The 9,239-nt window shown below is 72.2% G+C and carries 6 protein-coding genes and 1 tRNA gene; 5 read left to right on the top strand and 2 right to left on the bottom strand.

Annotated features, from left to right (window positions below; all coding sequences use genetic code 11):
• Positions 1-2: 2 nt before the first annotated feature.
• A complete protein-coding gene (locus K7C98_RS16450; protein ID WP_224192624.1) occupies positions 3-1,193 on the bottom strand; it encodes an efflux RND transporter periplasmic adaptor subunit in 1,191 nt (396 codons plus the stop codon).
• Between the two features lie 157 nt (positions 1,194-1,350).
• Positions 1,351-2,040: a hypothetical protein gene (locus K7C98_RS16445; RefSeq protein ID WP_346660290.1), complete on the bottom strand. Its 690-nt coding sequence runs from the start codon at positions 2,038-2,040 to the stop codon at positions 1,351-1,353.
• A gap of 199 nt (positions 2,041-2,239) precedes the next feature.
• Between K7C98_RS16445 and K7C98_RS16440 the strand changes: the two genes are divergently transcribed.
• The 5 genes from K7C98_RS16440 (at position 2,240) to K7C98_RS16420 (ending at position 9,205) form a co-directional block, all read left to right on the top strand.
• Positions 2,240-3,448, top strand: a complete 1,209-nt coding sequence (locus K7C98_RS16440; RefSeq protein WP_224192622.1) for an FHA domain-containing serine/threonine-protein kinase — start codon at positions 2,240-2,242, stop codon at positions 3,446-3,448.
• 193 nt (positions 3,449-3,641) lie between these two features.
• Positions 3,642-3,715: transfer RNA gene (locus K7C98_RS16435), tRNA-Pro, on the top strand.
• Positions 3,716-4,109: 394 nt separating this feature from the next.
• Positions 4,110-5,678, top strand: coding sequence for a vWA domain-containing protein (locus tag K7C98_RS16430; RefSeq protein WP_224192621.1), 1,569 nt, complete (start codon positions 4,110-4,112; stop codon positions 5,676-5,678).
• 168 nt (positions 5,679-5,846) lie between these two features.
• Positions 5,847-8,105 (top strand): RCC1 domain-containing protein, encoded by a 2,259-nt coding sequence (locus K7C98_RS16425; protein WP_224192620.1) that lies wholly within the window; start codon positions 5,847-5,849, stop codon positions 8,103-8,105.
• A gap of 365 nt (positions 8,106-8,470) precedes the next feature.
• Positions 8,471-9,205 (top strand): hypothetical protein, encoded by a 735-nt coding sequence (locus K7C98_RS16420; protein ID WP_224192619.1) that lies wholly within the window; start codon positions 8,471-8,473, stop codon positions 9,203-9,205.
• The last annotated feature ends 34 nt before the right edge of the window (positions 9,206-9,239 follow it).

Raw genomic sequence — 9,239 nt, 5'->3', positions numbered from 1 at the left:
GCTCAGTTCTCCTTGGTGGCGGACTTCGTGTCTTCGGCCTTCGCGTCTTCGACCTTCGCCTCGGCGGGCTTGGCCTCGCCCTCGGGCCGGCCCTGCGCGTCGACGCGGACGATCTTCGCCCCGTCCTTCAGGCCCGTCTGCCCGGCGACGATCACCGCCTCGCCGGCCGCGAGGCCCTTGAGGATCTCGACCCGCTCGGCGTCCTGCAGGCCGAGCTCGACGCGCACGCGCCGGGCCTTGTCGGCCTCCGGCACGAACACGTAGGTCTGCTCCTCGTCGTGGACGATCGCCCCCTTCGGCACCAGCGCGACGTCCTGGCGGTGGTCGACGGTGAGCGTGACCTCGGCGTACATGCCGGGCAAAAAGCCCTGGCCGCCGGCCAGCTCCTGCGGCAGCGCGACGGTCATCTTCACCGTGCCGGTGCCGGCGTCGACGGTCGGCGAGATCCGCAGGACCCTGCCGACGCCCTTGCGGCCCTTGGCGGCCTTGCCGACCACCAGCGCCTCTTGCCCGACCTTGACGCGGTCGAGCTCCTTCTCGGGCACGAACACGCGGGCGACCAGGGTGTTGAAGTCGGTGATCTGCAGCAGCTCGGCCCCGTTGGTGACGAAGCCGCCCTCGGTGACCTTGCGCTGGGTGATCGTGCCGGAGAACGGCGCGGTCACCTTGGTGTTCTTCATCTCGCGGGTGCGGTCGCGCAGGTCGAGCTCGGCGATGTCGAGCTGGTTGCGGGCCTTCTGATACTCCTCGTGGCCGAGCACGCGCTCGTTGTAGAGCTGCTCGATGCGCTGGAAGTCGGTCTGAGCCTTGGCCAGCGAGGTGTTGGCGCGCAGCAGCGAGTTGGCCTGGGCGTCGAAGCGGATCCTCGCCAGCACCTGGCCTTCCTTGACCTGGTCGCCCTCTTCGACCGACAGGTCGACGAGGCGCCCGACCGACTCGGCGTTGACGGTGACCTGGCGTTCGGCCTCGATCGTGCTCGCGGCGGAGATCGTCGCCGTGATCGCGCCGCGCTCGACGGTGCCGACGACGACGGGGCTCGGCTGCTCGACGACCTCGGCGTCCGCGGCAGCCTTCTTCTCGAAGCCGCCCGCGCTGGCCTGACAGCCGAGCGCGAGCGTGGCGAAGAGCTGCATCAGGAGCAGCAGCGAACGACGCGACGGACGGTTCCTCGTGGGGGCGGGCGAACTCAGCATGTCCGGGCCTTACGCCTCGCGGCATAGCACGAAAGCGGTGCGATCGCCGCGGACTCCCGCAGCGCGCCCGCGTCCCATGGACCGCGCGGTAGAGGCTTGCGACATCCGCAACATGCGCCTGGTTTCAGGCGCCCCCGAAATTGTGTTCGCCGTGGTCTCACGCCCCGCCGGCCAGCGCCGCCAGGACGGCCTCGGCCATCTCGACGAACCCCGCGCCCTCGCGGGCCCCCGTGATGTATTGCGGCGCCTCCGGCAGGTATTGCAACTGCCCGGCGATGTCGGCGGTCCCCACGGTGGCGCCGAAGCGGCCGCCGACGAACAGGCCCGCGTCGTTGGGTGCGTCGCCGATCGTCACGATCGCCCGCGGGTCGAGCCCGTGCTCGGCGGCCATCTGCAGGACCGCCGCCCCCTTGTCGGGCACCGATTCGGCGAGGTGCACATGCACGTTCGACCACACGAGGTGGACCCCCATCTCGGCCGCCAGGTCGCGCAGGCGCACCAGCTCGGCCTCGTCGCGGCCGTCGCGTTCGTAGGCGATGTCGCCCAGGCGGCAGAAGTCGTCGCCGGTGAGCCGCAGCGCGGCCGCGTGCTCGGCGTTGAGGCGCTCGCCGACCTGGCGAAGCCGCGGCTTGTCGGTCGGTTTGCCGAGCCAGCGCGGCGCCCGGTCCGGGATCACCTCGAGCAGGCCGTTCTCCGCCAGCCCGCGGGTGACGCCGGGCAGGTAGCGACAAAGCCCCGTGACTTCACCCGCGGGCCGTCCCGACACCGGCACCACCGCGACCCCGGCGGCGACCAGGCGGGCGATCGCCGCCAGCGCCGCTGGGTCCAGCTTTCCCGCCCGGGTCAACGTTCCGTCGACGTCGGTCGCAATCAGCGCAGGCCGCCGGGGCATGCTCAGGCGCGAAATCGGCGTAATTTCCGGGGCTTTACCCGATGTGCGCTCGGGGGTGGGTCGGCTCGGCAGGTGTGTGTTCATGGGACCGGCGGCTCGTTCGCGGGCCCCCTTGCTGTCTCGCGGGGCCCTCGTGATAGTTTTCGTGCGGGCTATGGCGCTTGTACTTCAACCCGGGGATGTCTACGCCGGAAACATCAAGATCCTGCGCGTCCTCGGCAGCGGCGCCTTTGCGAGCGTGTACAAGGTCGAGGTCCGGGGTTACGACAAGCCGCTCGCGCTCAAGCTCACGCGCGAGCCGGTGACCTCGGGCGACCAGGCCCAGCGGGCGCTCCGCGAGATCACGATCTTGCGCTCGCTGACCAACCCGCACGTGGTTCGCACGTTCGACTGCGGCCTGCGGCCTGACGGCCACGTGTACATGTTGATGGACTACCTCGAGGGCCAGACCCTCAACACCTGGCACAAGTTCGACCAGCCGCTGCACCCGGCGCAGGCGGTCACGATCGTGCATCAGGCCTGCCTCGGGCTGGCCGAGCCGCACGCCCAGGGGATCGTCCACCGCGACGTCAAGCCGGAGAACATCTTCGTCCAGGACAACGGCCAGATCAAAGTGCTCGACTTCGGCCTGGCGCGCTCGTGGGACGGCAAGAGCGTGATCGGCATGAACGCGACCCAGATCCACATGGTCGTCGGCACGCCGCACTACTGTCAGCCCGAGCAGCTCAAGACCCGCGTGCTGTCGCCGGCGAGCGACGTGTACAGCCTGGCGACCATCCTCTACGAGCTGCTGTCGGCGCGCTCGCCGTTCCACGGCGAGCGCCCGCTCAACGCCGTGCGCGAGGAGTACCGCGAGAAGCCGGTGCGATGGTTGCACGCGCACGCGAGCATGCCGGTGGTCCCGATCGACAAGCACGAGGGCTGCGAGAACCTGCCGCGCACGCTGGTCAAGGGCCTCATGGCCTCGCTCGACAAGGAGCCCGAGCGGCGCCCGCACGACGCCGGGGTCCTGGCCAACATCCTCGGCGAGGTCCTGCACCGCGAGCTCGGCATCCCGGTGGCCGCGACCCTGCGCCTGCGCTGGCCCGAGGGCGGCGTCGAGGAGCGGATGTTCCTCCCGGGCAGCTACCGGATCGGCAGCGGCGAGCGCTGCGAGATCATGCTGCCCGACCACCACTCGCAGCACATCCGGCGCGTCCACGCCGTGCTCGAGTGGAGCGGGATCCCCAACCATCCTTTCCTCAGGCCGATCATCGGCGACGGCTCCGTGCGCGTGAACGACATGCCCGTCCAGCGGCCCGTCGAGCTCGAGGAAAACGACAAGGTTTGGGTCGGTCCGTACGAGATCTCGATCGTCACCTGAGCCGCCGCGATCGCCGCATTCCCGGATTCGGTGCACGATCTCCGCGCCCTCGCGTCGCGCGGGCGCTGCGCCCGCCGGAACCGGCGGCTCCCAGCTCCTCGGCGTGACCTAACCGGGCAAAAGCCGGGACCTCGATCACGTTTTACCCTTTGACACGGACGCCTCGTTTCCGCTATCTACCCGGCCTCCTCTTCGGGGTGTAGCGCAGCCTGGTAGCGCACCTGGTTCGGGACCAGGGAGTCGGAGGTTCAAATCCTCTCACCCCGACAACAAACTCAAGCAGGCCCGCGGCCCTTCCGGCCCGGGCCTTCTTGTTTTTGGTCGGCCGCCGTCGCGGCCGAACGGCGACCCGCGCCGGAGATCTCCATCGGCGCGAGCAAGTCGCTCGCACCCCGGTCGGCAGGCGCTCGCCCTCGCCCGAGATCTCCCGCGTCCCCGGCTCGCCGCAGTCCGCCCGACCGTCGTCGCCGCCTCGCCGACAGCCTCCGCCTCGAGCGCGTGGGACACACGCTCTCGCCACCGCGTTCGCGCCCGGCCGCGCATGTCCCTCGCAACATGCCTTGAAAGACATCTGATTCCGCCGCTCCGCGTCAGCCGCGAGCGCGGGCGCGCGTCGCCGGGTCTGTAAGTGCCTCGCGGAGGCCGGCGTTCGAGCCGCCGCATGTCTCGCTCGCGTCGACTCCCCCTCCTCGCCCTGCTGCTCCTGACCCCGGCCTGCGCGAAGCGGGTCTCCGACGTCGGCGCGAGCCGGAACTGGACGACCGCCGCCGCCCCTGCCCCCGAGGCGCCGAACAGCGAGAGCTACGCCCACATCGCCGAGAACGAGTTCAAGCGGGTCGCCGACGACCCGCTCTCGACCTTCTCGATCGACGTCGACACCGCCTCCTACAGCAACGTGCGCCGCTTCCTCGAGGACGGGCAGCTGCCGCCGGCCGATGCCGTCCGCATCGAGGAGATGATCAACTACTTCACCTACGCCTACCCCGAGCCGCAGGCCGGGCAGCCGTTCTCGGTGCGCACCGAGGTGGCCGCCTGTCCGTGGAACGACCGGGCGCGGCTCGTGCAGATCGGCATCAAGGGCAAGTCGCTGGCGCCGACGGAGATCCCGCCGCGCAACCTGGTGTTCCTGCTCGACGTCTCGGGCAGCATGGCGAGCCCCGACAAGCTGCCGCTGCTGCAGCGGTCGCTGGCGCTGCTGGTCGCCGACATCCGCCCGGTCGACAGCGTCGCCATCGTCGTCTACGCCGGCGCCGCCGGCGTCGTGCTCGAGCCGACCTCCGACCGCGACAGGATCGTCACCGCCCTCGACGGCCTCCACGCCGGCGGCTCGACCAACGGCGGCCAGGGCATCGAGGCCGCCTACGTCCTGGCGCAGCGGGCCTTCCGCAAGGGTGGCATCAACCGCGTGATCCTCGCGACCGACGGCGACTTCAACGTCGGCGTCAGCAGCGAGGGCGAGCTGCAGCGCCTCATCGAGGCCAAGCGTGACAGCGGGATCTTCCTCTCGGTGCTCGGCTTCGGCACCGGCAACATCAAGGACAGCACGATGGAGATGCTGGCCGACAAGGGCAACGGCAACTACGCCTACATCGACAGCCTGCAGGAGGCGCGCAAGGTCCTGGTCGAGCAGGCCGGCGCCACCCTCGTCACGATCGCCAAGGACGTGAAGATCCAGGTCGAGTTCAACCCGATCAAGGTCGGCGCCTACCGCCTGATCGGCTACGAGAACCGCATGCTGGCCCACGACGAATTCAACGACGACCGCAAGGACGCCGGCGAGATCGGCGCCGGCCACACGGTCACCGCGCTCTACGAGGTCCTGCCGCCCGGGGCCGAGGGCGCGCTGCCCGACGTCGATCCGCTGCGCTATCAACAGCCCAGGGCCGTGAGCGCGGCCGGCAGCGCCGAGCTCATGCACGTCAAGCTGCGCTACAAGCTGCCCGAGGCCGACGACAGCCTGCTGCTCACGATGCCCGTCGCCGACCCCGGCACCGCCCTCGACGCCGCCTCCGACGACCTCCGCTTCGCCGCCGCGGTCGCGATGTTCGGCATGAAGCTGCGCAACTCCGAGCACGCGCGCGGCGTCTCGTACACGCAGATCCGCGGCCTCGCGGAGGCCGCCCTCGGACCTGACCTCAAGGGCTACCGGCGCGGCATGCTGGCCCTCCTCGGCCTCGCCGCCGGCAAGCAGGGCGAACCTCTCGACGCCCCCGCCAGCGTCGCCCGCTGAGGCGTCGCGTCGCACGTCGGCGCTCGGGCGAGCAGGCGCAGCGAGTCGCGCGCACGGCTCCTGACCGCTGCCTCGTGCCGCACGCCCTGCCCTCGCGCCTCGCGCCGATCTCGCACCCGCCCGCCCGATTTGCGGCCGCGCGCGCCCCGGCCCGGGCATACTCGCCGCATGCGCCGCTCCCCGCGCGCCCTCGGCCTCGCCGCGGGCCTCCTCGCCCTCGCCGCCTGCGCCACGGGACCACGCGGCTACCCGACCCAGCCGTCGGCCAAACCTGGCTCTCAGAACACGTCCCCCGGGACAGGTCCTTCACAACCTGTCCCGAACAACAACGGCCCCGACCCCGCCACCGCCGTCGCCGCCGGCGGCGCCCACACCTGCGCCCTGCTGCGCTCGGGCGCGGTCGACTGCTGGGGCCGCGGCAGCAGCGGCGAGCTCGGCGACGGCAACCTGCGCGACAGCCCGCGCCCGGTGCGGGTCGTCGGCCTCGGCGACGTCATCCAGCTCGCGCTCGGCGACCAGCACAGCTGCGCCCTCGTGCGCGGCGGCCAGGTCCAGTGCTGGGGCAGCAACGCCGCCGGTCAGCTCGGCGACGGCGCCGGCCGCCCCGGGGCCCAGAGCGCGCGCCCCACGACCGTCCGCAACCTCACCGACGTCGCCGCCATCGCCGCCGGTCCCACCCACACCTGCGCCGTCCGCAAGACCGGCCAGGTCGCCTGCTGGGGCGACAACCGCCACGCCCAGATCGGCGACCTGAGCCGCCAGGTGTGGGTCTCGCCCGCCGCCGTCCCCGGCGTCAGCGGGGCCGGCGAGGTCGTCGCCGGCGCGCGTCACACCTGCGCTCGAGTACAGGGCGGAAAGGTCATGTGCTGGGGGACAGGTTCTCACGGACAGCTCGGCGATCGCGGCAGCGCCCGCGCGCCCGGGCCGGTCCCCGGGGTCGACGGCGTCTCCGCGCTGGCCGCCGGCCAGGGCCACACCTGCGGGCTCAAGGCAGGGGGCGGCGTGCTGTGCTGGGGCGCGGGCTTCGGCAAGAACCCGGTCGAGATCGCCGGCGTCTCCGGGGCCGTGGCGCTCACCGCCGGCGAGGCTCACACCTGCGCGCGCACCGGCGACGGCGCCGCGCGCTGCTGGGGCGACAACGCCAGCGGCCAGCTCGGCGACGGCACCGCGGAAGATCGCAAGGCCGCGGCTGCGGTCGTCGGCCTCAATCAGTCCGTCAGCCTCGCCGCCGGGGCCGAGCACACCTGCGCCGCCCTGCGCAGCGGCGGCGTGGTCTGCTGGGGCAGCAACGAGGCCGGCGCGCTCGGCAACGGCGTCGAGGGCGAGGAGACCATCGGCGTCGCCGTCAGCGTCCGCAACCTGACCGGCGTCAGCGAGATCGCCAGCGGCGACGACTTCACCTGCGCCCTCTCCGGCGGCCAGGTCCAGTGCTGGGGCGCCGGCAACATGGGCCAGCTCGGCGACGGCTCGCAGGGCGACCGCGGCGGCGCCGACGACGTCAGCGGCATCGACGACGCCGTCCAGATCGCCGCCGGCCGCAACCACGCCTGCGCGCGTCGGCGCAGCGGCGCCGTCGCCTGCTGGGGGCAGAACGGCCGCGGCCAGCTCGGCGACGGCAGCAAGCAGGCCCGCACCCGCCCGGTCGCGGTGGCCGGCCTGACCGACGCGATCGAGATCGGCGCCGGCCGCGATCACACCTGCGCCGTCCGCAAGACCGGCCAGGTCGTCTGCTGGGGCCGCGGCGCCGAGGGCCAGGTCGCCGTCGGCAAGATCGAGGACGCGACCCGGCCCACCGTCGTCACCGGGTCTTTCGGACAGGTCAAGCAGCTGTCGCTCGGCGAGGTCCACAGCTGCGCGCTGCAGTCGAACCGGATCCCGCTGTGCTGGGGTCAGAACCGCTGGGGTCAGCTCGGCAATCTCGCCGGCGTCGGCACCCAGACCGGCCAGGCCGTCGTCCCGGTCATGAAGCTCCTGCCCGCCGAGGAGATCGCCGCCGGCGCGCTGCACACCTGCGCGCGCATCAGCAACGGCGAGGTCTACTGTTGGGGCAACACCGACGACGGCCAGCTCGGCGCCGGCCTCACCATCGCCTCGGTCGCCCGGGTCCGCGTCAAGGACATGCGCGGCGCCATCGCCATCGCCGGCGGCGAGGCCCACGCCTGCGCCGCGGTGGCCGGCGGCCAGATCTACTGCTGGGGCCGCGGCAACGCCGGCCAGCTCGGCGACCGCGGGACCCAGATCCAGCGCTTCCCCGTCGCCGGCCCGCGCATCGACGGCGTCGTCCGCCTCAGCGCCGGCGCCGAGCACACCTGCGCCCTGCGCCAGAACGGCCGCGTGCTGTGCTGGGGCAGCAACCAGCGCGGCCAGCTCGGCGGCGGCGCCGGCAGCCAGTCGACCACCCCGACCCCCGTCGTCGACATTCCATGACTGCCTGAGGAGACATGTCCATCGCGGCATGTCTCTGAGAGCATGTCTCCGAGAGCATGTCCTCGAAGTCGCAGGGCCGAACCGATGTGCTCGAGGTCGGCCCGGGGCAGGCGAACCGCGACAACCTCCACCTGCTCGACAGTCTTCGCCCCGCGAGATGACGCGGACCCCAACGCGAGGCGCTCGCCTTCATCACCCGATCGCGCGCGGGAAGTCGCCGACGAACAGCCACGGCCCCGACAGCGGCCCATGCGACCCGGCGTTCACGTTCGCCCGCTCGCCTGTCCCGCCGGCCCTGCTCCAGGCCGCTCGCGGATCGCTGCCGGCGCATGGACAGCGCTCGCCGACCCGCGCATCCTCGGCCCATGCGCTTGTCGATCTTCTCCTTACCTGTCTTTTCGGTCATCCTCGCCTGCGGCCCCGGCCTGCCCGGCGAGACGGACACCGAGCCCGCGTCGACGACCACGCCCGACGAGGAGCTCACCGACACCGGCCCCACGACGGCCACGACGACCACGACCCCGACCACCACCACGGGCGACGACACGACGACGACCGCCACCATCACCACGGTCGCCACCACCGAGGCCAGCCCCACCACCTTCGAGCCCACGACCACCGGGCTGACCACCGACGGCGTCGAGACGACCACCGGCACCACCACCGACGCGTCGACCGACACCACCGACGGGACCTCGACCGGCGGTCCGCCCGACGTCGCCTTCGCCGCCCAGTTCTGGGCCGGCGGCCTCGATCACCTGCAGGTCCGCATGGCCGACCTCGAGGACGAATTCTGCGTCGAGCTCCGATTCGCGCGGCCCGGCGACGTCGGCCCGCCCGAGCTCACGCTGCCGACCGACTGGTGGTACCAGGGCGCCACCGTCTCGCAGGGCGCCGCCGACTGCCTCGACTTCATGGCTCCGCTGCCGCAGGCGGTCGGCGCCGACAGCATCGCCGGCGTGGTCGCATGGGACGACCAGCCGTTCTGTCCGCCGGTGGTCGACCTGATCGACGTCGTCGTCGGCTTCCCGCCGGACCAGGCGTGGGTGCCGACCGAGGTGACGCTGACCGCCGACGTGATCCCCGTCGACGGCTGCTGAGCCGGGAGCATCGTTCTGCGGCCGCGGGCCCGCC

Source organism: Nannocystis pusilla, assembly GCF_020073745.1.
GTDB lineage: Bacteria > Myxococcota_A > Polyangia > Nannocystales > Nannocystaceae > Nannocystis > Nannocystis radixulma.
The sequence above is the reverse complement of the archived record's forward strand: the minus strand, read 5'-3'. Positions and strand labels throughout refer to the sequence as shown.